Here is a 25,315-nt window from a genome sequence, read left to right as displayed (position 1 = left end):
AGTACTCCGACTTTATTCCTTGCTTCGTGTTCGCCGTAGCATCATCAACCTATAACGGTCCAGAGGTTATCCGTGTATAAAGAGCTAAATCGATTTGAGCAAATCATGTTTGATATCTGCGCCATGGGGCTACTGTTGTTCTACTCGTATGCTGCTATCATCTCCCCGGCAGCCACTCAGTATCACCGCGGCATCTATGTCATCATTACCTACGTTCTGGTTTTTCTGACCTACCGCTCGAAAAACATCTTGCTGCGGGTACTCGATTACATTTTGATGGTTGCCTCAATCGTCACCATAAGCTACTGGATCGCCAATTTCGAAGCGATTAATTACCGAACCGGCGCCGAAACACAACTCGACACGGTCATGGCGGTTATCTGCGTGCTGATCAGTGTTGAACTGGCCAGGCGGGTGGTCGGCAACGTCTTTGTTGTTATCGGTTCCATGATGCTTGCCTACGGCGTATACGGTGCCCACGTACCAGAGCTGTTTGCCCATGCCGGAGCAACCTTCCCGGAACTCTGTATCGAAATTTTCTATCGCAGCGACGGTATCTTCGGCATCATGGCCAACGTTCTGGCCACCTACATTCTGCTGTTTGTTCTTTTCGGTGCGTTTCTGGAGAAATGCGGTGCGCAAAAATTCTTTATCGACTTCCCTCTTGCCGCGGTTGGGCACAAAATAGGTGGGCCGGGAAAGGTTGCCGTTATCGCCTCCGGCCTGTTCGGTTCCATATCCGGCAGTGCCATCGCCAACGTGGTCTCAACCGGGGCCTTCACCATTCCGATGATGAAAAAGGCAGGTTTCAAACCACACATCGCCGGAGGTATCGAACCGGCAGCGTCGATCGGCGGCATGTTCATGCCCCCGATTATGGGTGCCGGCGGTTTCATCATGGCCGAGCTGACCGGAGAGCCCTATTCACGGATCATGCTGGTCGCACTGTTCCCGGCAGTCATGTATTTCTTCAGCGTCTTCGTTATGGTCCATTATGAAGCGAAAAAGGACAATATCGTCGGCGAGAAGTCAGAACACAGCGCCATGGAAATCCTCAAGGCAGAATGGTATTACACCTTGCCGCTAGTTGTTATCACCATCTTCATGCTCTACGGCTACTCCCCCGGCTATTCTGCGATCCTTGGCCTGATTTCCTGCATTGTCGTCTCCTGGTTTCGTAAGGAGACCCGCATCGGACCAAAGCAGTTCCTCGAAGCAGCCCGGGAGGGGGCAGAGAGCAGTCTGAAAATCGGAGCAACGGTCGGTGTTATCGGCATCATCATCGGCGTCTTGACCTACAGCGGCCTGGTGCTCACCTTTGCTGACATCGTCATCCAAATGGCCGGTGGTTCCCTTGTCCTGACCATCCTGCTGATCGCTCTGGCTTCGCTGGTTCTGGGGATGGGCGTTCCGGTCACCGCCGCCTACCTGATCACTGCCGTAGTCGCGGTTCCGGCTCTGACTCACCTGGGAGTGAACGAGCTGGCCGCGCACATGATCGTCTACTGGTTGTCACAGGACTCCAACATTACCCCGCCGGTCTGTATCGCTGCCTTCGCTGGCGCCACTATCGCCAAGGCCAATATGTGGAAGACTGCCTTTTCGGCCTTCAAATTTGCCAAGTTCCTTTACCTTGGCCCATTCCTGTTCGGCTACGTTCCGGGATTCTCACTCAATGGAACAACCATGGATATCGTCAAGGCTATGGTCCTGATTATTATCGGAACCTACGCTTACTCCTGGTTCCTCAGTGGGATCTGGATTCGGAAGATTTTCCCGAAAAATACAGCGGCCTAATTTCAGAGAATGACGCAAACGTAAAAAGGGCGGAAGTCGATCTGACTTCTGCCCTTTTATTTGTTTTAGCTTGAGAAATTTCAGCAGCGACAAACAGCTACATGCAATCACTGACCAGCATGATCGGCGCTTCGAGATAACTCTTCAAGGTATCGAGAAATTCAGCCGCGTCAGCGCCATCCAAAATCCGGTGATCCGCCGAAAGCGTCACCTTCATAATCGGCGCCACTGCTGGCTCGCCCTGATCATCGACAACCACTTCTCCTTTGACCGTCCCGACCGCCAGAACCGCAGCCTGCGGCGGAGTCACCAAGGCACCAAAAGCTTCAACGCCTAGCATCCCCATATTACTGATAGTGAAGGTACCGCCTTCCATCTCATCCTTCTGCAGTTGGCCGCGATTGCCCTTATCTGCAAGAATCCCGGCTTCTTCGCTGATCTGTTTCAAACCGAGCGCTTCGCAATTGCGAATCACCGGATAATAGAGCCCGTGTTCGGTGGCAACCGCCATGGCGATATTGATGTCTTCCTGCTCAATTCCCCGCTCACCATTCCAATGACTATTCACCCAGGAATGCTCCTGTAAGGCATGAGCGGTCGCTGCGAGGATAAAATCGTTGATTGAAACACCGATATCTTTGCGGAAGCGGATGATGTCGGTCATATCGATACTCATGGTGACATAAAAATGGGGAATGGTATTCCATGATTCCTCCATCTTGCGCGCCGTTAAGCGTCTGACCTTAACCGACTTGCCACTGCCGGCTGCAGCAGCCTGGTTGCTCAAATCGCGCGACACAGCAACCGCCGCCGGGGTGCGCTCCGCGTAGGCCCGCTCAACATCCGACAGCACGATCCTGCCGCCGGGGCCACTGCCATCGATCATCTCCAGCGATATTTTTAGTTCTTTGCCCAATTTACGGGCCGCCGGAGAGGCGGAGATCCGCGGCGGAACGGCACTGACCGCTTCATCCTGATCGGGGATAAAATAGGCGATCAACTCTCCCATTTCGGCACTGTCACCTTCACTCAGCAGTTGACGACTTAAGATCCCCGAAACCGTTGCCTCCAGTTCAATGAGCAAGGTCCCCTCTTCTATTTCAGCAAGAATCTGACCACGGGTAACCTGCTCCCCTTCAACAACCCGCCATTTAAGCAAACGCGCTTCGGTCACCTGAGAATTTACCTGCGGTATTCTAATTTCAATCGCCATGTTCACTCCTCTAACAGTATCGGCATGCACCACCGAACATTAACATAGCAATTCTTTCATTGGTTATCGATGCTTTTCTTACCGCAAAGCTCGCTTGCAGTTTCTGTCGACAAATCGTTACACTGATCCGGCACGGATCGATCAACCTCGATTAACCACATTTTTTTCACAAGGAGTTCTCCGATGCTGATCATCGGCGTAGATACCGGCGGCACCTTCACCGACTTCATCTGGCAGGACGGTGACAAAAGCGGTGAATACAAACGGCTCTCGACACCGCACAACCCCGCCGAGGCCGTTCTGGACGGGCTGCAACAGATTGCCGGAAAACAAGCCTACCAGTTGATCCACGGCTCGACCGTCGCCACCAATGCCCTGTTGGAGAAAAAAGGTGCGCGCACGGTGCTGATTACCAATCAGGGATTTGAGGATATCATCGAAATTGCCCGCCAGAACCGTCCGCAGCTTTACGACCTTCAGGTGAAAAAAAACCCACCACTAGTCCCCAGCAATAGGCGTTTAGGCGTGCCCGGCCGGATTGATTGTGACGGCAACATGATCGAGCAACTGACCGCGGCCGATCTGCAACCCCTACTGGAACGACTCAGAGATACACAGGCCGAATCGATTGCGGTTTCGCTGCTGTTTTCTTTCAGTAATCCGGCGCATGAAAAACTCCTCGGGGAACAACTGCAAAGTCTGCGAGTGCCAATCTCTTTGTCCCACCAGATTCTCGCTGAATTCCGTGAATATGAGCGAACCAGCACCACGGTAATCAACGCCTACGTCTCACCAAAGATGGATCGCTACCTCGGACAGGTCGCAGAGCAGTCGGGGGCAGAGGTGTTCCGCATCATGCAGTCCAATGGCGGTTCGATCTCGGCAACCACCGCACGACGCGAATCGGTGCGCACCATCCTCTCCGGCCCGGCCGGAGGTGCTGTCGGCGCAGCGGTCATCGGTAAACAGAGCGACCACGAAAAGCTGATCAGCTTCGATATGGGCGGCACCAGTACCGACGTGGCGCTGATTGACGGACAACTGCCCTTGACCACTGAATCGACCATCGCCGGGTATCCGGTAAAGGTTCCGATGATCGACATCCACACCGTCGGTGCCGGCGGCGGCTCCATTGCCCGACTTGATCGGGGCGGTTCCTTGCAGGTCGGCCCGGAAAGCGCCGGAGCCGATCCAGGCCCCATCTGTTACGGCAAGGGCGAAGAATTAACCGTCACCGACGCCAACCTGTTCCTTGGCCGATTGATCCCCGAACACTTTCTCGGCGGTGGCATGCAACTGCAGACAGAAAAAGTCAGACAAAAAATGACAACCTTCGCCGCGCAGCTCGATATCGAACCGGTCGCTTTGGCCGAGGGGATTCTCGCCGTTGCCAACAGCGCCATGGAGGGGGCAATCAAGAAAATTTCCGTGGAACGTGGCTTCGATCCGCGCGAATTCAGTCTGTTCTCTTTCGGTGGCGCCGGTGGCATGCACGCCGTGGAACTGGCCAAACTGCTGCAGATGTCGCAGGTGATGATCCCGACACGCCCCGGTATTTTATCCGCCTGTGGCATGTTGATGGCCGATGTCATCAAAGATTATTCGCAAACGGTGATGCTGACCGAGCAGCAGGCAACCAAACAACTCCTCGGTCAACTGTTCGCACCGCTAAAAGCTCAGGCCAGAACAGATCTGCAAAATGAAGGCGTTGAGAGCGATCGGATTGAACTGCAAGCGCTGCTCGATATGCGCTACCGAGGTCAATCCTTTGAGCTGCTGGTCGATTATAGTGAGGACTTCATCTCCGGCTTCCATCAGCAGCACCAGCAGGCCTACGGCTATGCGAGCCGCGACAAACCTGTAGAGATCGTCAACCTGCGGCTACGTGCCTTCGGTCGCCCAGACCATCAATTGCCAAGCGCACAGCTGTCCGCAGGCGAACAGCCACAGGCAGAAGCCTTTATCGGTCACACCGAAAGCGTGTTCGACGGCCAGCCGCAGCAGAGCAGCATCATCGACCGCAATAAATTACAGCATGGCAACCGGGTCGCTGGACCGGCAATTATTACCGAGTATTCCTCAACTATCGTCCTGCCACCAGACTGGCAATGCCACGTCGATATTTACGGCCATCTGCTGTTAACGCCAAGGGAGGCCTGCTGATGAAGATCAATCCGATCCTACTGCAGGTGTTTCGCAACCGCTTTGTCGCCATCGCCGAAGAGATGGGCGTCACCCTCGGGCGCACCGCATTTTCGCCCAATATTAAAGAGCGCTGCGACTATTCCTGTGCGCTGTTCGACAGTAACGGCGACATGATCGCGCAGGCGGCCCACATCCCGGTGCATCTCGGTTCGATGCCCTTGTCAGTCAAGGCGGCAATCAAAGCCATTCCGATGGCTGAAGGGGATATGGTCATGCTCAACGATCCCTTTGCCGGCGGCACCCACCTGCCCGACATCACCCTGGTGGCACCGGTCTACGTGTCAAGTTGCAGCGATCCCGCCTTCTACGTTGCCAACCGCGCTCACCACTCCGATGTTGGCGGCATGTCACCCGGTTCGATGCCGGTCGCGAGCTCCATTTTTCAGGAAGGCATCATCATTCCGCCGACCAAAATAGTCAGCGGCGGAGCAATCGACCGTAACCTGTTTAACCTGTTGCTGCGTAATGTCCGTACCCCTCAAGAACGCGAAGGGGATTTCTCCGCCCAGCTGATGGCTAATCTAACCGGCGTTTCACGCTGTCAGCAGTTGGTCGAAAAGTACAGTCTGCAAATGACCCGCGACTATGCCGGTCATCTGAACGATTACGCGGAAAAGATGCTGCGCCTGAGCATCGCCGCTATTCCGGATGGTCAGTATAGCTTTTCCGACAATCTCGATTCGGATGGCTTCAGCGATCAGCCGGTGCCACTAAAACTGACACTGAAAATCGCCGGCGATAGCGCGGAGCTTGATTTTCGCGACTGCGCGCCGCAAGTCCAAGGCAGCGTCAATGCGGTCTACGCCATCACCCTGTCGGCGGTGCTTTACGTTTTTCGTTGTTTGATCAAAGAGGATGTCCCGACCAACGCGGGGATCGCCCGACCGCTGACCATCCTCACCAAGGCGGGCACAGTCGTTGACGCTCAATTCCCCGCAGCGGTGGCCGGCGGTAATGTTGAAACCAGCCAGCGGATCGTCGACCTGCTGCTCGGCGCCTTGGCGCAGGCGATCCCCGAACAGATCCCCGCGGCCAGCCAGGGAACGATGAATAACACCACCATCGGCGGTATTGATCCGCGCAGTGGCCAACCATTCAGCTACTACGAAACCCTCGCCGGAGGCTGCGGCGCTTCCAGCCAGTGTGATGGCGCCAGCGCTGTCCACTCGCACATGACCAACACCCTCAACACGCCGATTGAAGCACTGGAATACGCCTTCCCTTTTCGGGTAACTCAATACAGCATCCGTCCCGATTCTGGCGGCGCTGGACAGCGGCATGGCGGTGAAGGCCTGATACGGGAAATCGAGATGTTGGAGGAAACCGAAGTGACGGTATTGACTGAGCGGCGGAGCTTTTCACCGTACGGCTTAGCTGGTGGTCAAGCAGGTCAAACTGGTCGCAATCTGCGGATAACAACCGGAAAACCGGAAAAGCTAGCAGGAAAAACCTCCAGACACTTTGACGCCGGTGAGCGTCTGCGGATTGAAACTCCCGGGGGCGGGGGCTGGGGCTGGGGAACGCCACGATAGCACCAACATAACCCAACCAAGCGAGTTTAGTATTGTTTCTGCCGTAACAAAGTGAGATACTAAAGAACTCTCATAATCCTTAAATAATATTTTACCAACTGTTTTACGGCTCGCTGGTCAGCACTAAGAGACGATAAAGAACCCGAGCCCCAAAGAGTTCTATGCCCCTTTCGCGACGCTACAGCATTGTTAGACTGTTTCTATTCGGCATGATTTCTGTGGTCGTCTTGACCTCCTTCTTGCTCTGGGGAGAATGGTATTTCGACCGAAAAATCAGATTTGAACAGGATGTTGTCGAACTCCGGGAGCAATACCTCGCCCAACAAAAGGAACTGATTTCTCATCAGGTCGATTCGGCTATTGACTCAATCCGCGACACCCGCACCCAACTTGAAGAGCAACGCAACGAACGCTTAAAAAACCGGGTTTATGAAGCCCATCAGCTTGCGACCCACCTCTACCAACGCTACCAAGGAGAAAAACCGCGGGCAGAAATATTTTCCCTGGTGAAAGAGATCCTGCGCGGCATGAACTCCAACGATGGGTGCGGAGGCTTCTTTGCAATCAATCTGGACGGCTCTGAAGAGTTAGGTATCGACCAACCGGAGGGTGCTGGACAGCATCTTCTTGAATTTCGAGGAGCCCGGGGGCCTAACCTCATCCGTGAGATGCTCACGGTGGTAAAAAAAGACCAGGAAGGCTTCTACACCTACCGCGGGAGCAAACCTCATCATCAAGGGCAGGACTATCCAAAGATCTCTTTTATCAAACTCTTTGCCCCGGCAAACTGGGTTATCGGCAGCTGCGAATACCAGGACGACCTCGACCAGAAGGTCAAAGCCGAAGCCCTAAAGAGAATCAGCAACGTCCATTTCGGCAAAGAAGGATTTTTGTTTGTCGTCGATTATGACAGTCGTGTGGTTTACCATCCGAACCAGAAAGTGGTCGGTAGGTATATGCTCAAATCAGAGAAACCGGAACTCAGAATGGCTTTCCCAAAAATCCTCACTGAGTCGAAAAAAACCGGGCAGATGTTTATCGACTACCTTGTTGACCGTTCAGGAAGTGTCGAATTTTACAACAAAACCAGTTATTTCTCCCGAGTTCCCGAATGGCGTTGGTTGGTGGCTTCAGGCTTTTACCATGACAACCTTGACGCCGCCGTCACTATTAAACGAGATCAATTGCATAGGGAAATTTTCAGCGACACTTGGAGAATGGTCCTGCTGTCGCTGATCCTGATCCTCTGTTCAGCCCTGACCACACGAATGATCGCCAGCAGACTCCAGCACAACATGGCTCTGTTCAATAACTTCCTTGCCAATGCCGCCTCCAGCTCCTGCAAAATTCCGGAGGAAAATGTCACCTTCAGAGAATTTGAGCAGTTGGCACAGGCGGCAAATCAAATGATCGACGAACGCAGTCGTAGCGAAGAAGAAAACAGATTACTCGAAGCGCAACTGTTCCAAAGTCAGAAACTCGAAGCGGTCGGCACTTTGGCCGGAGGCATCGCCCACGACTTCAATAATCTGCTCGCTGCAATATCGGGCAACCTGTCTTTACTGTCGTTGAAGATGGATGAAAACGACCAACGCCGCAAGTATCTCGATCGCCTCAATGATGCTGCGGACAAAGCGAAAGAACTGGTTCGGCAGATTCTCAGCTTTAGCCGCTTCGCTGATGGACAAGAAACGACCATCGACCTTACCGCCGCGGTTAGAGAATCGTTAAAACTACTGCGCTCCACTATTCCAAGAAGCGTAGAAATCGTCTCCGAATTGCCTGCCACTGCTTGTCCTGTCGGCGCCGATAAGACCCAAATCCACCAAGTGATGATGAATCTCTGCAACAACGCCTATCAGGCGATGCCGAATCATGCTGGAACCATCCAGATAGGGTTGAAAACACTATCCCCTGAGGAATTGCCCCCCTCCGTAACATGGGCAGAATTAGGGAGACAGCAGATCATCTACCTGTCTATCAGCGACGATGGGGCTGGGGTTGCCCCGGAAATCCAGAGTAAGATATTCGACCCCTTCTTTTCTACCAAAGGTGACGGAAAAGGGACCGGCCTAGGCTTGGCGATGGTCCATCGTGTTATTCTTCGCAGCCGTGGAAAGATTCAGGTCGAGAGTCAATCAGAACAGGGGACGACCTTTCATATTTACCTCCCGAAAGCCTCCGAGGCAGAGCTCGTCCAGGCAGTGGGAATACAAGCAGACATCCACAACGGGACGGGAAACATTCTCTTGGTTGATGACGATCAGGCGGTACTGGAAAGTACCGCCGAATTGGTACAACAACTGGGCTACCAGGTTCAGGCTTTCTCTGCGCCAGAAACAGCCTTGGAATATTTCACCGCCCATGCAGACCAGATACAGATTCTGATGACCGATCAGACCATGCCTGGAATCTCAGGGATCGAACTCATCCGTAAAGTTCGCAGCATCAAACCGGAGCTATCAATCATTCTTTGCACTGGCTACAGCGATCAGGTCGACGAGCAGACCGCCGATAAATTGCAAATTTCTAGAGTCCTGATGAAACCGGCAGATCTGTCTGAACTGAGCAAAGCCATTCAGGAACAACTGAAGAACTCCATTAATCCAACCAACCGGTCCTTAATATCCTGATTTCAAGCCTCATTACGCCTTAACTTTTTACCCGGAAAACCAAAAACATCCTTCTGTTGGGGCGACGAGCAATAAACCTATAGGAACACAGAAACATTCCGGCCGTTAGCCTTTGCTTGATAGAGAGCCTTATCAGCCCTGCCAACAAGATCGTTGATCTGATCATTTTTCTGGCTCAAGGTCACCCCGAAACTCGCGGTTTTGCTCTTCACCACGGCGAAGCGATGCGTTTCTATCGCTTTTCGCAGGTGCTCTGCCAACTCGAGCCCTCCCTCCCGGGAAGTCTCTGGACAAACAATCAAAAACTCTTCACCACCCCAGCGACCGATCAGGTCCGTTTTGCGAATATTTCTCTTTAACAGACTGGCAATCTCAACCAGCAAGCGATCACCAACCTGATGCCCATAGGAATCATTGACCATTTTGAAATGATCAATATCCATCATAATGACGCCGAATGCTCGTTCAGAACGCTGGTAGCGCTCAATTTCAAAGGCAAGAGCTTCATCAAGTTTGTAGCGGTTAGCCAGCCCGGTCAACTGATCGGTGGCCGCCAGGGTTTCCAATAGCTCGGCCTCTTTCTCGGCTATTTTTTCGCGTAACTCGACCTCAACCAAATCACGGGTTCTCTTTTCCAGTTCGCAGACCATATCGTTATAGTTACGACTCAACTTGTCGATTTCGGCGATCCCCACAGCATCAAGCGAACTATCGAGGTTACAACTACCCATATCGCTCGTCAGTTGCGACAGTTTTTCTATCGGCGCGGCAATCAGGGTCGATAACTTGCTCGCCTTGCGCTGCAACAAAAAGAAGAACACCAGGTAGAAGAACACCATAATGGCAATGGCTAAATAACCGATTCTTTTCGTGAGCCTTTCCAGGTGGTAGATCTGGGCAAAGATCGACGATTCATCAACCAGCGTAATCATCCGCCAACCGGTTTCCGGGACAATTTCCTGACTGACCAGATAGCCTGTTCCAGCAATTTCCATCTGCGCGATCCGTGCCTTGGAAACAAATATGTTTTGCAGTTGTGACTGTATCCCGGCATCCCGGTTATGCAAAATTTTGTATTCTTCCGGTTTGCTTATCGTCGCCAGGATATTCTCACTATAAACGTGTTTTTTCAGCTCTTTTAACCCCAGCAACAGCTCTACGCTTTCAGGCATAGCGAGGATCATCCCTTGCTCATCGACCATAAACACCTTGCTATCCCAAGGCATCGTCAGAGTAAGGATATTGCGCACAAAACTGTCTATCGTGACATCAAGGCCACTGACGCCTTCTAAAAAATCGCCATGATAGATGGGAACAATATTCGACACCATCCAGCCCTGCCCGGCAGGATCAAGATAAGCACCAGTCCAAACCGGTTTACGTTCGGCATTATGGGCGGCATCTGCGGCAAAATAGAAATTGTAATCCTGCATCCGCAAGGTCGGTCCATACTGCCCCGGCGCGTCCGGCATAAAAGGATACAAGCGATTCATATTGTCCCAGGTATTGAAATAGGCCTGAGTAATAATCGGACTACCGTCGACGATTGAGGCCAATAAGGGATCCAGCACTTCACTGCAACGCGCTTTTCGTAACTCGGTCGGGCCGATTTTTGTGCTGCTGGAAAAATAGAGACTGGAACCGCCATTGTTTGACAGCTTGTAATAGGCGCCATTTTCATGCACGCCAAACTCGGGCGGATGGATCGGCAACAAGCAATAGCCACTATCGGCAAAGAAACGTTGATGATCTTTCTGGATAATTCGCGCGTACCTGGAAACTTCTTGGAACTGAGCATTGATCGTGGCAACTTCGCGCCGACTCACCTCTTGCAGACTCAGGGTGACTTCATCAAGTAGCGCGAGTTTATTTCTACTGGTGATATACGAATTGATGCCAAAGTAGAGCAACAAAAGAAGCACTTCTATCACCAAGATTGGCACAACCGAACTGGTCAGAAAGCTACGAGAAATTAACGATTGCAGACTTCTGGGGTTTTCCATAACGCAAGCAATTATCCAATTTTATAGGTCTAACTGTTCACTGATAAATTCGTAGCAAGAATGGCTAGTAATATTAGATGATACTTACACATTAGCAAGCCTTCCAGCCTAAAAGTCAGATTGCGGCAATCGACAAACCGCCCAAAAGCTGAAACGGTGATATTCACCAATATGACCCTGCTAGAAATACAGAAACGAGCCACGCTCTGAGCTGGTAGTCAGGTGACAAAACAGAACAGTCTGCCGAACAAAAAAGGGACTGCACAGCTGCGGTCTCTTTTTTGTTAATCAGGATGAACAGTTTATCTCTGCTCTTCAACTCTACTGTTTGCCGATTCGTTGCGTTTAGCGACAAAAAACCACCCCGCCGCTAACAGCTGACAAGCAGCCAGCAGCAAAAATGCCGTTCGATATCCCGCTGATTGATAGCCACCCGTGGCGGTGATCGGCCAAAAACCGATCACCGCACCGATCATCCACTGAGCAGTAAAGGCACAAACAAAAACCAACAGATTCAGGCAGGTATTACAACGACCGGTGAGGTGCTGAGGAAATTGCTGAGCAAGGACGGCGTAGGGCAAGATACAGGCGGTTCCAAAAAAACCGAAAGCGACCCAGAGAATTTGAAAGTATTCGGGGAAAAATACCAACATCAGCTGAATCACGATAAAACAGCCCATGCCACCAGCGGCGACCGTCGCAGGATGAATCCCGTAACGTGCCAGGCGTCCAGCCAGGCTACCAAAGGCAAAGTAACCGACGATCATTGCCACGGCGATCCAGAAGAGCATACCGGCGACCTGCTCTCGCCCTAAACCGCCGACATCCCGCAGCCAAGGGCCAGACCACAAACCCTGAATCGACAAATATGCCGACTGCGCAGCAAAAGCCCAGGGCGCAATGCGCCAGAAGGTACGACTGGTCAGGACAATCCACAAACCAGCCAACTGGTCGCGGAAGCTTTCATCAACGTTAACGGTCTTCTTATCCGGCACGACAAAAAAGATGGTGATTGCCGCCAACAAACCAAGGCCGGCCAACAGTGAAAAAACTCCGCGCCAATCGGTGACTTGTAGTGCTGCTTGTACCGGGGTGGTCGACGTCAAAGCCCCCATGCCTCCGGAGACCATTTGTACGCCGTTGGCAAAGGGTATTTTCTCCGTCGGCAACCAGGCGGTAAATGACTTGAACGCCGCCATCAGACAAGCCGACACACCCAGACCGATCAATGCCCGGCCAACGATCAAGCCAGTTAAACTCTCCGCCTGCGCAAACAAAAGCGCACCAGCGGCGGCAAACAACAGCAAGAGCGATTCGACGCGACGCGGACCGAAGCGATCAAGCAGAATTCCGAGCGGCAGTTGAAAAGCAGCAAAGGAGAGAAAATAAGCAGAAGTCAGCAGGCCGAGATCGGCGGGACTCAGGCCAAGGTCGGCGACCAGATCCGGGGCAATGACAGCATTAACGGTGCGGAAAACGTAGGAAACGAAATAGCCGAGACCAAAGGGCAAAAATAACCGCAGCAGAGTCGACTTCGTTAATTCGTTATCGGTACCGATCGCCATAAACAACTATCCACAAACGCCGCAACGATGGCATCCGGAGGAGCATCGCGGGGTAAATGTTCCCTGCAGAGCCCGCTGGTATTCATTCCAGAAATAGTCTCGTCGAACCCCCTGATCGATTATTTCCCAGGGGAAATTTTCGTCCTCTCCACGCTCACGGGTGACATAAAAATCAAGAGCAAGCCCGGATTTCTTACAAAGCTGCTTGAGGTTACCGCCTTCTGCAAGTTGCGGCAGCAAGCGACCTATGCGGCGATCACCACGAGATAAAAAAGCCTGCAGCACCGAGCCACGGATGGATTCACTAATCAATTCGGTATTCGGCATGCGGGAGATAGCAGAACGCAAGAAACGGATCTTCTTTTTCAGGCTCTTATCTGCTTCCATTCCCGCCCACTGCAGCGGAGTAAACGGCTTGGGGATAAAGGGATTGACGCTCAGGGTAACAGTGCCCAGCTGACCACGCTTGCGACCGGCTTCACGCCAGATCAAACGAATTTTTTCGGCCAACAACAGGAGCTCATCCATATCGTCCTGCGCTTCGGTCGGCAAACCGATCAAGAAATACAGTTTCAGATTGAGAATGTCACCATCAGCCAGTAACTGGACTGCATGCAGGATCTGCTCTTCGCTTAAGCCCTTATTGATCAGGTCACGCATCCGCTGGCTACCAGCCTCCGGTGCAATGGCTGCCGTGCGCAGGCCAGAATCACGCAAGCCAGCGACTTCCACAGCCGTCAGTGCATCCAACCTCAAACTGGAAACGGAAGTCTTGCCGCCGCGTTCAATAATACCTTGCTGCAACGGTTCAAACTGCGTGTGATCGGCCACTGCTGCGCCAACCAGACCGATTTTCTGCCGCTGACAGAGTCCAACATCGACCTGTTCAAGCAGATTGTCGAGACTGCGCTCCCGTGGTGGCAAGTAAATATAACCCGCGGCGCAAAAGCGGCAACCTCGCGAACAACCGCGCGAGACTTCCGCCAGAGCCATATCGCCAAATTCTGTCGCCTCGGCCTGAATGAAGCTGCGACTGGCGGATTCATCCAAATCGGCGAGATACTGACGTCGCACCTGCGCTGGGATCGTACCTTCCAGGCTGACAAAGTCGATGCGGCCATCAGCCAGGTAAGAGGGCACATAGAGAGATGGAATATAGAGACCGGGCACGCTTGCCAAAGTATGAAGAAGTTGTTTCCGAGGGACAGCAGGTTCGCTTAAGGCTGTCAGCAGCGCGGGCAGGATCGGCTCCGCTTCGCCAATCGCAACAACATCAACAATCTCCGCCAACGGCTCGGGATTAAGAAAAGCGCAGACACCGCCAAATAGAACCAGTGGATAAGATTCGTCCCGCGCAGCAGAAAAAAGAGGGATATCAGCCAAAGAAAATATGGTTGGCAAATTGAGATAGTCGTTCTCAAAGGAGATCGAAAAAGCGATCAGGTCGAAATCGGTCAGCGGACGCTGTGATTCCAAAGAAACCAGCGGAAATCCGCTACGCTGATGTTCAGTTAAATCTTCCTTATCAGGAAGAAAAACCCGCTCACAAAGACAATCCTCCCGTTGGTTGAGCAAATGGTAGACGGTTTGGAAACCCAGGTTGCTCATCCCCTGGTGATAGGTATTGGAAAAGATCAGCGCGACCCGGTAGCGGTTTTCCCACGGATGCATAACCGTGCCGCTCTCAGTTGCCAGCCGCTGGCGATATTTATCAATTAGCTTACGGGACATGTTGACCATTTAAACACAATTTATTGATTGGACACAGCAAAAGAAAAGGGGCCGCAAATGCAGCCCCTGTAGACGAGGGAGTCGTCAGGGAAGTTATTACAATATACAGAAACGCTGTACATCTGCCGGGCGGAGAACCGGCGTACATCACACTCAAAGTCTTCTTCGACCGAAGTCGATTACAAGACGTTCTAGTCCGTACACACCTACGAAAGGCGACAAGTTTAAGTTAATATTTCAGTTGATCGCGACAGCTGTTAATCAATCAACCCGGCGGCGCAGAAAAGTCGGGATGTCGAACTGCTCATCATCGACAAACAGATCACGATTACGACTCGGCATTTCGCGCTGCTTGCCGGCAAGCGGTGTCACCTGATTGCGGATATGGGTCGGGACATCGAGATCGACCCTGGATTTTGTCCGCAGCAACGCTTCGGAACGCTCGGCAATAACATCGGTAACACGGCGCTTGCCTTCGAAGTTTTCACCAAATCCGGTCGCAATGGCGGTGATTTTAATTCTTTCGCCGAGGCTTTCATCTATCACCAGGCCGACGATAATATTGGCATCTTCGTGAACTTTTTCGTGAATGATGGTCGAGGCTTCTTCAAACTCTTCCATGGTCATGCTGGCAGAGCCGGAGATGTTGACCAGAACGCCCATCGCGCCGGAGATATCGACCTCTTCGAGCAGTGGACTGCTGATGGCGTTGTGCGCTGCTTCTGCAGCACGGCGCTCACCTTCGGCAACACCGATGCCCATCATCGCCATGCCACGATTACTCATGACGGTGCGCACATCGGCAAAGTCGACGTTGATCAAGCCTTCGGTGGTAATCAGATCGGAGATACCCTGCACAGCCTGACGCAAAACATCGTCGGCCGGCTTAAAGGCATCGAGGATACTCATGTTTTTACCGGCCAAACCGAGCAGGCGATCGTTGGGAACAACCACCAGAGAATCGACCACTTCACGTAATTCGGCAACACCCTGATCGGCCCGGATCATCCGTTGCTTGCCTTCGCGGCTAAACGGCTTGGTCACCACGCCGACGGTCAGAGCTCCGGCTTCTTTGGCGGCCCGGGCAATAACAGGCGCAGCACCGGTTCCGGTTCCACCACCCATACCTGCCGCGACAAAAACCATGTCACAACCTTCGAACAGCTCTACCAAACGCTGATGATCTTCTTCAGCTGCCTGCCGTCCGAGTTCCGGATTTGCTCCGGCGCCCAACCCTTTGGTCAGGGGGCCGCCGAGCTGAATTTTCATTGCCGCTTCACTGCGACGTAGTGCCTGTGCATCGGTGTTCGCGGCAATAAACTCGACACCATCAACACTGTTGCGGATCATGGTGTTAACAGCATTACCACCGCCGCCGCCAACTCCGATCACCTTAATCTTTGCTGCCTGGTCCAATGTGTCTTCAAACTGGAACATGACTCCCTCATTATTAGGCATTTTGCCCTCCCCTTGCTTGTTGCGCCATAGGTTCTCCGCAGAACTATAGCTAGTTAATTTTAATTTTGTCTAATTTAGCACTAGTCTCTTTATTTATCAAGTAATTATAATACAATTATCACATAATTATTGATTAAAAAAATTCGCCAAACCACTCCTTCATCCGCCGTGCAACCCGCTCAAACATGTTGGCTTCGCCGATGCGGAAATTCTGCACCTGGACATTTTGGCTGCCGTACTTGACCAGCCCGACTCCAGTGGCGTAAATAGGTGAATTTACAACATCTGTCAGTCCACCGATGTTCAATGGATTGCCACGACGAACCGGCAGATTAAAGACTTGCTCGGCCAGTTCCGGCATGCCCGGCAAGATTGCGCTACCGCCAGTGATAACAATTCCAGAGGCAATCAGGTCGCTATAGCCACTCTTGATGATCTCGCGATTGACCAGCGAGAAGATTTCTTCCACCCGTGGTTCGAGAATTTCCGCCAATAATTGTCGCGAAAGGATCCGTGGTTCGCGACCACCGACCGATGGCACCTCAATCGTCTCATCCTTGCCAACCATCGACGTCAGACAACAGCCGTATGCCTGCTTGATCTTCTCTGCCTCGGCCATCGGAGTACGCAAGCCGACGGCGATATCGTTGGTCAAATGATCCCCACCGATTGAAAGGACCGAGGTGTGCTTGATCGCGCCCTCGGAAAAAATCGCGATATCAGAGGTCCCGCCGCCCAAATCGACGATCGCCACACCCAACTCTTTCTCGTCCGGCGAGAGCACGGCGTCACTGCTGGCCAATTGCTCAAGCACAATATCAGCAACATCTACCCCGGCCCGATTACAGCTTTTAACGATATTCTGCGCACTGGCGACCGCGCCGGTAACGATATGGACCTTCGCCTCCAAACGAACGCCACTCATGCCGAGCGGTTCGCGGATACCGTCCTGGTCATCAATAATGAATTCCTGCGGCAGGATATGCAGCACCTCGCGATCCATCGGAATGGCAATCGCCTTGGCGGCATCGATCACCCGCTGCAGATCTTCCTGTGTCACTTCACGGTTTTTGATCGCTATCACACCCTGCGAATTCAAACCCTTGATATGACCACCGGCAATCCCGGCAAACACCGATTTAATCTCACAACCGGCCATCAGTTCCGCTTCGCGGATCGCCTTCTGAATGGCATCGACTGTGCTTTCGATATTAATCACCACCCCCTTGCGCAAGCCTTTCGAGGGGCTAGTGCCGATACCGACAACGTCGAGCCCTTCTTCGGTAATATTGCCGACGATACAGCAGATTTTGGTGGTCCCGATATCGAGTCCAACAATCAGATTTTCTCTTTTACTACTCATGACACCCCCTTGGTATCAGCCACGGGCCGCTTGCGCTGGCCGTTCAATTCGGACGATGACTTTTTCGTCAACATTAAGGTCGATATAATCAAGAATTTTCAGCTTCGGTTGCAATTTCGCGTAAATGCGCTCGAGCCGATCAATTTTCTTCATAAAATTGTCCCGCCCCAATCGCACCTTCACCCCATCATTCAGAGTAAAAAGGGCAAACCCACCACCCGCTTCACGATGAACTTCCGAGACCTGATCAAGATTAAATTGCTGCCGCTGCTGCAAGTCATTCAACAAGACAACAATCTTTTTTAAATCGATCGCATACTGGCGATCACGCTGTTGAATCTTTTGATAATCAAAACCAGTAATAACCGGATAATCGAATTTGTCCGTCGCATCGAGAACCTTGAAAACCTCACCATGCGAATCCAGATAGTAAAGTAAGCCCAGGTTGATAATCGCTACCGGCTTTCGCTCTTCGATGCGGATATCAACCTGACGCGGAAAAATCCGCCGGATCCGCGCCTCACGAACCCAGGGGTTCTCGGCGATCTTGCGACCGATCAACGCCGGGTCCAGACTGAAGGTATTCACCCCAACCTTGATATCGGACAAAGCAACTACCTGCTGCTCGGACAAATGGCTACCACCCTGAACACTGACCTGATCGATCCGAAACAGATCGGAGGCAAGCAGCAATTGAACAAACAAAAACCCGCCGACAATAATCATTGCACCGCTAAACGCCGTAACACCGATTTTCAGTGTACGGTGCAAAAACTTGCGCAGATCCAGCGGCTTTTTCTGCTGCTTGCGCCGGTTCTGCGGCGTTTTATGCTTCGGTTTTTGTTGTCGTTTCAGATCGCGCATCGTTCTCTTTTTATTTATCCAGTCCGGCATCGAGCAAGATCATCTCGACCAACTGGGGGAATTTAATCCCGGCTTCCTGGGCTGCCTTCGGCAACAAACTCGTTTCGGTCATTCCCGGGATGGTGTTGACTTCAATGCAGTAGAACTCGCGTTCACGAAGCATAAAATCGACCCGAGCCGCCCCGCGACAACCGAGAGCACGACAGGCATCAACTGCAGCCTGCTGAATTCGCTGAGTACTAGCGGCATCGATCGGTGCCGGCATCAGATACTCAGTTTCACCTGCGGTGTACTTGGCGTGATAGTCATAAAAACCGTTCTTTGGGACGATCTGAATAATCGGCAGAGCGTCACCATTCAAAACCGAAACGGTCAGTTCACTGCCATCGATAAAGTCCTCAACCAAAACCGTACCATCCAAAGCGGCTGCGGTATCGATTCCATGGCGCAGCGCCTCGTGACTGTGAACAATACTGATGCCGAGGGTCGACCCTTCGCGTGACGGCTTCACCACCAGCGGAAAATGTTTGCACCGCGCTAACAACTTTTCGCTTGAATCTCCGGCACGCATATAATCAAAGCCGGGTGTCGGCAATTCGTGATAGAGCAGCATTTTCTTAGTGACAACCTTGTCAATCGCCACACTGGATGCCAGCACACCACTACCGGTATAGGGGATCTGCAACATTTCCAACAAACCCTGAACGCGGCCATCCTCACCGAAGCGGCCATGCAAGGCGATAAAGGCGATTTCAATCCCTGCCGCCTTGAGTTGCTCGGGCAAGGCATGGTCGACGTCAACAGCAACGGCATGGTACCCAAGTTGCGTCAGCGCTTGCAGGCAAGCGTTGCCGGTTTTCAGGGAGATCTCCCGTTCCGCCGACAGACCGCCCATCAGCACACCGATTTTCATTTTTAGCAGCTGCTCGCGACTCAAACTGTTCACGCCTGAACCTCACTATCGCGTAACCGGTTTGCCAGCAGTTCACAAACCTGATTGACATTCCCCGCGCCGAGTGTGATCACCATGTCACCCGGCTCAACAACTTCGGCCAGAAGGTCGCTGACCGCCTCGAGATCCTTACGGAAATGAGTCGCTTTATGACCGTGTTCGATAATTCCCTTGGCCAAAGCCTCGCCGGTTGCCCCTTCAATCGGCTCCTCCCCGGCAGCATAGACATCAGTCACCACCAGCAGATCGGCCTGATAAAATGCCGTGACAAAATCATCAAACAAGGCTGCACTGCGGCTATAACGATGGGGCTGAAAAACGGCAACGACCCGCTTTTTCCAGCCACTCTTGGCCGCGGCCAGCGTCGCTTTAATCTCAGCAGGGTGATGTCCGTAATCATCGATCAGCATCACCCCGTTGATTTCATCTCGCAGCTGGAAGCGGCGTTGCAGGCCGCCAAAATTACGAAAGCCACCGATTATCGTCGGGAAGGGAACTCCCAATTCGTGAGCCACGGCGATCACTGCCAGAGCGTTCAAAGCGTTGTGACGTCCTGGCATGCGAAAGGAGATGCGCCCCAATTCTTCACCCTGAAAATGCGCGGTAAAGCTGGTGCGACCCTGTCGTTGCTGAAGGTCGGTGGCATGGAAATCTGCCTGGCTACTGAAACCGTAGGTCAGGTAGCGTTTTTTTACCGCCGGCAGTATTTCCTGGATATTTGGATCATCGAGACAAAGGACAGCACGTCCGTAAAAGGGTACCTTGTTAATAAAATCGATAAATATCTGCTTGATTTCTTCTATCCCTGAATAAAAATCAAGATGATCGGCATCGATATTAGTGACCACGGCGATGGTCGGCGACAGGTGCATAAAAGAACCATCCGACTCATCTGCTTCGGCAACCAGAAACTTGCCACGACCAAGTTTGGCGTTGGAACCAAAGGCATCCAGCTTGCCGCCAATCACTGCGGTCGGGTCGATGCCGGCGTGATGCAGCAGCAACGACAGCATGCTGGTGGTGGTGGTTTTGCCGTGGGTTCCAGCGATGGCGATACCGTATTTCATGCGCATCAATTCAGCCAGCATTTCCGCCCGCGGGATCACAGCCACATGCTGGCGATGCGCTTCTACCACCTCTGCGTTGTCAGACTTTACGGCCGTCGACGTCACCACCACATCACACTCGGTGATATTTTCGGCGCTGTGCCCTATCATGATTTCCCCGCCGAAACTCTCCAAACGGCGGGTGGTGTCACTGGCACGTAAATCGGAGCCCGAAACCCGGTAACCCTGGTTAAGTAACAGTTCGGCAATACCACTCATACCGATGCCACCAATGCCAACAAAATGGATTTTTTTGATCCGTCCGTACATTTATCCCACCTGCACTAGAGGTGCGCCGAGCAAGCGACGGCACTCGTTTAAAATCTTTTCCGCAGCCCCTGGCTGACCCAAGGTTCTGCCGCTTTGCGCCATCTGCTGCAAAACATTTTCATCGGTAAGCAGTTGTTTGACCAGTTCGCTCAACCGCTGCGGCGTCAATTCCCTCTGCGGCAGGAGTTTCGCCGCTCCGGCCACATCGAGAGTGCGCGCATTGGCCGTTTGATGATCGCCAGCGGCAAACGGGAAAGGGACCAGGATTGCAGGCCGGCCACAGACCGTCAACTCGGCTAAAGTCGTTGCACCAGCCCGACAGATAACTAATTTGGCCTCCGCATAGGCAGCGGCCATATCATCAATAAAGGGCACCACCTGCTGAGGGTCGAAGCCAGCTGCGGCGTAAGCTCGCCGGACCTCCGACAAGTCAGCATCTCCGGTCTGATGTAGAATTCGCGGACAGTTCGGCAGATCCTGCAACAGCGGCAACATTTCGATAACGGCGCGATTAATCGCCCGCGCCCCGCGACTGCCGCCAAAGATGAGCAAGGTACCAGCCTCGGCGGTAAGGGGCGCGACAGCTTCAAGTCCGGGCCGCAGCGGGTTACCGGTGAGCAAGGTTTTACGACTGTCAAACCCGGCCGTGTTGCCGGCAAAGGAAAGAAAGATCTGTTTCGCCCAACGACCGAGCAACTTATTGCTCAAACCGGGAATAGCATTCTGCTCATGGATCAGATAGGGAATCCCGAGCACTTTGGCCATCAACAGTACCGGCACCGAGGAATAGCCGCCGACACCGATCACCAGGTCGGGGGTAAATTTTTTGAGTATTTTTCTTGCTTGATTCATACTCGTCAATAACCTCGGCAGCATCTCCAGTTTGCCCCGCCAGCCCCGGCCAACCACTCCGGCCATAGCGACGGTTTGCAGTGGCAATCCCAGTTTCGGCAACAAGCGTGCTTCTAATCCCTTCTCGGTGCCGACAAATTGCACGGCAGCCTGGTCGTCCTGTGCCAATAACAACTGCGCCAGCGCCACGGCCGGAAACAGATGACCACCGGTGCCGCCACCGGCGAGTAACAGCCTCATCGCTTGGTCTCCGCTGCAGTTGAAATGTTCAATAAAATTCCTACCGCCACCAGACAGACCACCAGGCTGGTTCCGCCATAAGAAATAAACGGCAAAGCCAACCCCTTTGTCGGCAGCAGCCCCATGCAGACAGCGAGATTGACAAAAGATTCCAGACCGAGCAGCAAGCTCAACCCGAAAGCCAGGTTCCGGCCGAATGGGTCCTGGCATTGCAGGGCGATACGGATTCCACAGAGCACCAGCAATAAAAACAACGAAGTAACAACAAACACGCCGATCAGGCCCAGCTCTTCACCAATCACCGAAAAGATAAAATCGGTGTGCGCTTCCGGTAGATAGAACAGTTTCTGCTGGCCGATCCCCAGTCCCTGCCCAGCAATACCGCCCTTGCCGAAGGCCACCATACTCTGAATAATCTGGAAGCCGGTATCGAACGGATCATCCCAGGGATCGAGAAAAGCCATGATCCGCCGCCGCCGATAATCGACCGTCATCACCAGAAAATAAAGTACCGGTAACGACATCAGAATAGTCGGCAGGATATACAGCCAGCGCACGCCGGCGACAATCAGCATCGACAAAGCAACGCCGGCAATGATCATCGCACTGCCGAGATCCGGTTGTTTCAAAAGCAGTAGTAGCAAGACACCGAGCACGAGCATATAGGGCAGAAAGCCCTTGGTCAGTGAACGGACCATCTCTTTTTTCCGCGTCAGCGAATGGGCCAGATATAGCACCAAACCGAGTTTGGCAAGTTCTGCCGGTTGCAGATTGAAGCCGGGCAGTCGCAACCAGCGCAGTGCGCCACCGACACGAACACCGAGTCCGGGGACAAACAACAGCGCCAACAAGATGATGCTCCCCAGCAGGGTAAGCACCGCTAACTTCCGCCAGTTCTGATAATTGAAATAGGTCGCTGCCGCCATCATCGAAAAACCGACCAGCGTGTACAGTAGTTGTCGCTTTAGAAAATGAAAGCTATCGTTAAACCGTTCGGCAGACATGATCGCCGAGGAGGAATAAACCATCACCACACCGATGCAGGTCAGAGTAACCGCCAATAACAGCACAGTTGTGTCGACGTTACGCTGCAGAGTCATGCGACCTCCCCTGCTGCCGGCAACAATTGCACCAAACGGGAAAACTCTTCGCCGCGAACGGCAAAGCTTTTGAACATGTCAAAACTGGAACAGGCCGGTGACAGCAAAACCGTCCCACCAGCAGCCGTGACTTCATGTGCCTGCTTCACGGCAGCCTCAAGAGTCGCCGCCAAGCGGATTTCACTGCAACCGGAAAGTTCGCTCGCCATGCGTCCGGCGGCTTCGCCGATCAGGATCAGATGAGCAACTTTGGCTTCGAGTAGCGGACGCAGCGGCGCATAATCACCGCCCTTATCTTTGCCCCCGGCGATCAAGGTCACCGGTGCTAACAAACCGGCCAGACTTTTTAACACGCTACCGACATTGGTCCCCTTGGAATCGTTATACCAAGCGACTCCATCCAGACGCCGCACCAGTTGCATGCGGTGCTCAAGGCCACCAAATGAGCAGATTGCATCCCAGGCCAATTCAGCCGGACAACCCTGCAATAGGGCCGGGATTAACGCAGCCATGGCATTTTCAATATTGTGCTCGCCGGGTAGCTGCAACTGGGACAATGGCAGTCTAACCGCGGTCCCGTTCCAGTTCCAATAGAGACAGTCCCCCTCGCGAACCAACCCACGCACGTCCCGTCCCTGAGCCGAGAACCAAACCTTGGTTGCATTGATATTGCTCGTCAAACGACAGACTTCCGCATCATCGGCGTTGAGAATGGCAAAGTCACTGGCGTTCATATTTCTGAACATTTCAAGTTTAGCCAGGTAATAACTGTCAAGGTCCGCGTAGCGATCGAGATGGTCAGAGCTAAGGTTGAGCAGCAAACCGAAACGGGGATGAAATTTCTTGATCGTTTCCAGTTGAAATGATGAGAGCTCAACCGCCAGAACGTCATATTTATGCTGACAGGCTTCCACCAGCGGGGTGCCGATATTGCCACCGACAAAGACCTGCTTCCCCCAGGCGCGCATGATCTCGCCGATCAGGCTGGTCGTCGTCGACTTGCCATTGGTCCCGGTAATGCCGATGATCGGCGCATCAATCTCGGCAGCGGCGATTTCAATTTCACCGAGCAACGGAATATTGCAGGAGGCGGCCAGTTGCAACGGCGGACAATCGAGCGGCACGCCAGGGCTGACGGCAATCAAATCTGCCTGCTCAAACAGTTGCAGATCGTGGCCACCCAGATCGTAACGCAGCGAAAGCCCAGCGAGGCTGTCCAGTCCAGCGATCTGCCCACGTTCACGTTGATCGGACAGGGCAACGGTTGCGCCGCGCTGTAGCAGATAGCGCACCAGGGCCTGACCGCTAAGGCCCGCCCCGATAACCACAACTCTTTTTTCGCTATAGTCCTGTTTCATCGCAATTTCAACGTCGACAATCCGATAAGTGCCAGAATAATACTGATAATCCAGAAGCGAACGATGATCTTCGGTTCCGGCCAACCCTTAAGTTCAAAATGATGATGGATCGGCGCCATGCGAAACACACGCCGCCCCCAATAGCGAAAAGAGATTACTTGTACGATCACCGACAAAGCTTCAATGACAAAGATGCCACCGACGATAATCAGCACGATCTCGTTTTTGGTAATCACGGCGATGGTGCCAAGCGATCCGCCGAGCGAAAGACTCCCGACATCCCCCATAAAGACTTGCGCCGGGTAGGTATTGAACCAGAGAAAGCCGAGCCCGGCACCGACCATCGCGCCGCAGAGGACCGACAATTCACCGGCGCCCTGGATGCTGCTGATCTGCAGATAACCAGCTAATTTTGCATTCCCAGCCAGATAGGCCAGCAGCAAAAATGTCGCGGCGGCAATAATCATCGGTCCGATCGCCAGACCATCGAGGCCGTCAGTCAGATTGACCGCGTTACTTGCACTGACCATCACCAGCACTGCAAACGGAATATAAAATATGCCGATATCCGGCTGGGCATTTTTGAAAAAAGGCAGACTCAGACGCGTATCAAAGCCGACGCTGTTATACAGCAGCAAGGCTGCGGCCAGAGCGATCAGGATCTGCCAGAACAGCTTCTGCCGAGCAGAAATCCCATCACTGTTTTTACGCACCACCTTCAGGTAGTCATCGACAAACCCGACGACCCCGTAGCCGGTGGTCACCAGCAGGGTCACCCAGATATAGATGTTAGTCAGATCCGCCCAGAGCAAGGTCGGCAGCACGATAGCCAGCAGGATCAGCGCCCCACCCATCGTCGGAGTTCCCTCTTTGATAAAGTGCGACTCTGGTCCAACCTTGCGAATAACCTGTCCGATCTGCAGTTGCTGCAACTTTGCTATCAGCCAGGGACCGAGCATAAATGAGATCAATAGCGCAGTAATGGTGGCGTAAATAGTCCTAAAGGTGATGAATCGAAAAACGTACAGCACCGAAAACTCAGTATGTAACGGATATAAAAGGTGATACAGCAC

The 25,315-nt window shown here is 52.9% G+C and carries 17 protein-coding genes; 4 read left to right on the top strand and 13 right to left on the bottom strand.

Features of this window, described 5'->3' with window-relative positions; translation table 11 throughout:
* Window positions 1–72: 72 nt before the first annotated feature.
* Window positions 73–1,797: a TRAP transporter permease gene (locus ACZ5PT_RS11005; protein WP_464263082.1), complete on the top strand. Its 1,725-nt coding sequence runs from the start codon at window positions 73–75 to the stop codon at window positions 1,795–1,797.
* A gap of 97 nt (window positions 1,798–1,894) precedes the next feature.
* Here the strand turns inward: ACZ5PT_RS11005 and ACZ5PT_RS11000 are convergent, their stop codons facing one another.
* Window positions 1,895–3,010 (bottom strand): dihydrolipoamide acetyltransferase family protein, encoded by a 1,116-nt coding sequence (locus tag ACZ5PT_RS11000; RefSeq protein WP_464263081.1) that lies wholly within the window; start codon window positions 3,008–3,010, stop codon window positions 1,895–1,897.
* Between the two features lie 183 nt (window positions 3,011–3,193).
* On the opposite strand from ACZ5PT_RS11000, the gene ACZ5PT_RS10995 reads away from it, so the two are divergent.
* The 3 genes from ACZ5PT_RS10995 to ACZ5PT_RS10985 all read left to right on the top strand — a co-directional run bounded on the left by ACZ5PT_RS10995 (window position 3,194) and on the right by ACZ5PT_RS10985 (window position 9,380).
* Entirely contained in the window at window positions 3,194–5,173 is a 1,980-nt protein-coding gene (locus ACZ5PT_RS10995; protein WP_464263080.1) for a hydantoinase/oxoprolinase family protein, read from the top strand.
* Window positions 5,173–6,747, top strand: a complete 1,575-nt coding sequence (locus ACZ5PT_RS10990; RefSeq protein ID WP_464263079.1) for a hydantoinase B/oxoprolinase family protein — start codon at window positions 5,173–5,175, stop codon at window positions 6,745–6,747. The genes ACZ5PT_RS10995 and ACZ5PT_RS10990 overlap by 1 nt, the downstream gene beginning before the upstream one ends.
* 161 nt (window positions 6,748–6,908) lie before the next feature.
* Complete coding sequence (locus ACZ5PT_RS10985) at window positions 6,909–9,380, top strand: cache domain-containing protein (RefSeq protein WP_464263078.1); 2,472 nt, start codon at window positions 6,909–6,911, stop codon at window positions 9,378–9,380.
* Window positions 9,381–9,457: 77 nt separating this feature from the next.
* On the opposite strand, the gene ACZ5PT_RS10980 is transcribed toward ACZ5PT_RS10985, so the two are convergent.
* The 12 genes from ACZ5PT_RS10980 to mraY form a co-directional block, all read right to left on the bottom strand.
* Entirely contained in the window at window positions 9,458–11,383 is a 1,926-nt protein-coding gene (locus tag ACZ5PT_RS10980) for a diguanylate cyclase (protein ID WP_464263077.1), read from the bottom strand.
* A gap of 302 nt (window positions 11,384–11,685) precedes the next feature.
* The gene (locus tag ACZ5PT_RS10975; protein WP_464263076.1) at window positions 11,686–12,948 is read right to left on the bottom strand and encodes an MFS transporter; all 1,263 of its coding nucleotides are present in this window, start codon (window positions 12,946–12,948) and stop codon (window positions 11,686–11,688) included.
* A gap of 6 nt (window positions 12,949–12,954) precedes the next feature.
* Window positions 12,955–14,679, bottom strand: coding sequence for a radical SAM protein (locus ACZ5PT_RS10970; protein ID WP_464263075.1), 1,725 nt, complete (start codon window positions 14,677–14,679; stop codon window positions 12,955–12,957).
* 261 nt (window positions 14,680–14,940) lie between these two features.
* Window positions 14,941–16,116: a cell division protein FtsZ gene (gene ftsZ, locus ACZ5PT_RS10965; protein ID WP_464266730.1), complete on the bottom strand. Its 1,176-nt coding sequence runs from the start codon at window positions 16,114–16,116 to the stop codon at window positions 14,941–14,943.
* Between the two features lie 154 nt (window positions 16,117–16,270).
* Window positions 16,271–17,500: a cell division protein FtsA gene (gene ftsA, locus ACZ5PT_RS10960; protein WP_464263074.1), complete on the bottom strand. Its 1,230-nt coding sequence runs from the start codon at window positions 17,498–17,500 to the stop codon at window positions 16,271–16,273.
* Window positions 17,501–17,515: 15 nt separating this feature from the next.
* On the bottom strand, window positions 17,516–18,364 hold the full coding sequence (locus ACZ5PT_RS10955) for a cell division protein FtsQ/DivIB (protein WP_464263073.1): 849 nt from the start codon (window positions 18,362–18,364) through the stop codon (window positions 17,516–17,518).
* Between the two features lie 10 nt (window positions 18,365–18,374).
* Window positions 18,375–19,277 carry a D-alanine--D-alanine ligase gene (locus ACZ5PT_RS10950; RefSeq protein WP_464266729.1) on the bottom strand — a complete coding sequence of 301 codons (903 nt, stop codon included), beginning with the start codon at window positions 19,275–19,277 and terminating at the stop codon, window positions 18,375–18,377.
* A 29-nt stretch (window positions 19,278–19,306) separates the two neighbouring features.
* Window positions 19,307–20,692, bottom strand: coding sequence for a UDP-N-acetylmuramate--L-alanine ligase (gene murC, locus ACZ5PT_RS10945; protein WP_464263072.1), 1,386 nt, complete (start codon window positions 20,690–20,692; stop codon window positions 19,307–19,309).
* Window positions 20,693–21,784 carry an undecaprenyldiphospho-muramoylpentapeptide beta-N-acetylglucosaminyltransferase gene (murG, locus tag ACZ5PT_RS10940; RefSeq protein ID WP_464263071.1) on the bottom strand — a complete coding sequence of 364 codons (1,092 nt, stop codon included), beginning with the start codon at window positions 21,782–21,784 and terminating at the stop codon, window positions 20,693–20,695.
* The gene (ftsW, locus tag ACZ5PT_RS10935; protein ID WP_464263070.1) at window positions 21,781–22,884 is read right to left on the bottom strand and encodes a putative lipid II flippase FtsW; all 1,104 of its coding nucleotides are present in this window, start codon (window positions 22,882–22,884) and stop codon (window positions 21,781–21,783) included. The genes murG and ftsW overlap by 4 nt, the downstream gene beginning before the upstream one ends.
* Window positions 22,881–24,242 carry a UDP-N-acetylmuramoyl-L-alanine--D-glutamate ligase gene (gene murD / locus ACZ5PT_RS10930; protein ID WP_464263069.1) on the bottom strand — a complete coding sequence of 454 codons (1,362 nt, stop codon included), beginning with the start codon at window positions 24,240–24,242 and terminating at the stop codon, window positions 22,881–22,883. The genes ftsW and murD overlap by 4 nt, the downstream gene beginning before the upstream one ends.
* The gene (gene mraY, locus ACZ5PT_RS10925) at window positions 24,239–25,315 is read right to left on the bottom strand and encodes a phospho-N-acetylmuramoyl-pentapeptide-transferase (protein WP_464263068.1); all 1,077 of its coding nucleotides are present in this window, start codon (window positions 25,313–25,315) and stop codon (window positions 24,239–24,241) included. The genes murD and mraY overlap by 4 nt, the downstream gene beginning before the upstream one ends.

The organism is Desulfuromusa ferrireducens, from assembly GCF_055389805.1.
Note: the sequence above shows the minus strand (reverse complement) of the source record. Positions and strands in the feature narration are given on the sequence as shown.

Bases quoted from the DNA above. Each gene is read 5' to 3' on its own strand.
- ACZ5PT_RS11000 (WP_464263081.1), bottom strand. From the start codon at position 3,010: ATGGCGATTGAAATTAGAATACCGCAGGTAAATTCTCAGGTGACCGAA.
- ACZ5PT_RS10995 (WP_464263080.1), top strand. From the start codon at position 3,194: ATGCTGATCATCGGCGTAGATACCGGCGGCACCTTCACCGACTTCATC.
- ACZ5PT_RS10990 (WP_464263079.1), top strand. From the start codon at position 5,173: ATGAAGATCAATCCGATCCTACTGCAGGTGTTTCGCAACCGCTTTGTC.
- ACZ5PT_RS10985 (WP_464263078.1), top strand. From the start codon at position 6,909: ATGCCCCTTTCGCGACGCTACAGCATTGTTAGACTGTTTCTATTCGGC.
- ACZ5PT_RS10980 (WP_464263077.1), bottom strand. From the start codon at position 11,383: ATGGAAAACCCCAGAAGTCTGCAATCGTTAATTTCTCGTAGCTTTCTG.
- ACZ5PT_RS10975 (WP_464263076.1), bottom strand. From the start codon at position 12,948: ATGGCGATCGGTACCGATAACGAATTAACGAAGTCGACTCTGCTGCGG.
- ACZ5PT_RS10970 (WP_464263075.1), bottom strand. From the start codon at position 14,679: ATGTCCCGTAAGCTAATTGATAAATATCGCCAGCGGCTGGCAACTGAG.
- ftsZ (WP_464266730.1), bottom strand. From the start codon at position 16,116: ATGTTCCAGTTTGAAGACACATTGGACCAGGCAGCAAAGATTAAGGTG.
- ftsA (WP_464263074.1), bottom strand. From the start codon at position 17,500: ATGAGTAGTAAAAGAGAAAATCTGATTGTTGGACTCGATATCGGGACC.
- ACZ5PT_RS10955 (WP_464263073.1), bottom strand. From the start codon at position 18,364: ATGCGCGATCTGAAACGACAACAAAAACCGAAGCATAAAACGCCGCAG.
- ACZ5PT_RS10950 (WP_464266729.1), bottom strand. From the start codon at position 19,277: ATGAAAATCGGTGTGCTGATGGGCGGTCTGTCGGCGGAACGGGAGATC.
- murC (WP_464263072.1), bottom strand. From the start codon at position 20,692: ATGTACGGACGGATCAAAAAAATCCATTTTGTTGGCATTGGTGGCATC.
- murG (WP_464263071.1), bottom strand. From the start codon at position 21,784: ATGAGGCTGTTACTCGCCGGTGGCGGCACCGGTGGTCATCTGTTTCCG.
- ftsW (WP_464263070.1), bottom strand. From the start codon at position 22,884: ATGACTCTGCAGCGTAACGTCGACACAACTGTGCTGTTATTGGCGGTT.
- murD (WP_464263069.1), bottom strand. From the start codon at position 24,242: ATGAAACAGGACTATAGCGAAAAAAGAGTTGTGGTTATCGGGGCGGGC.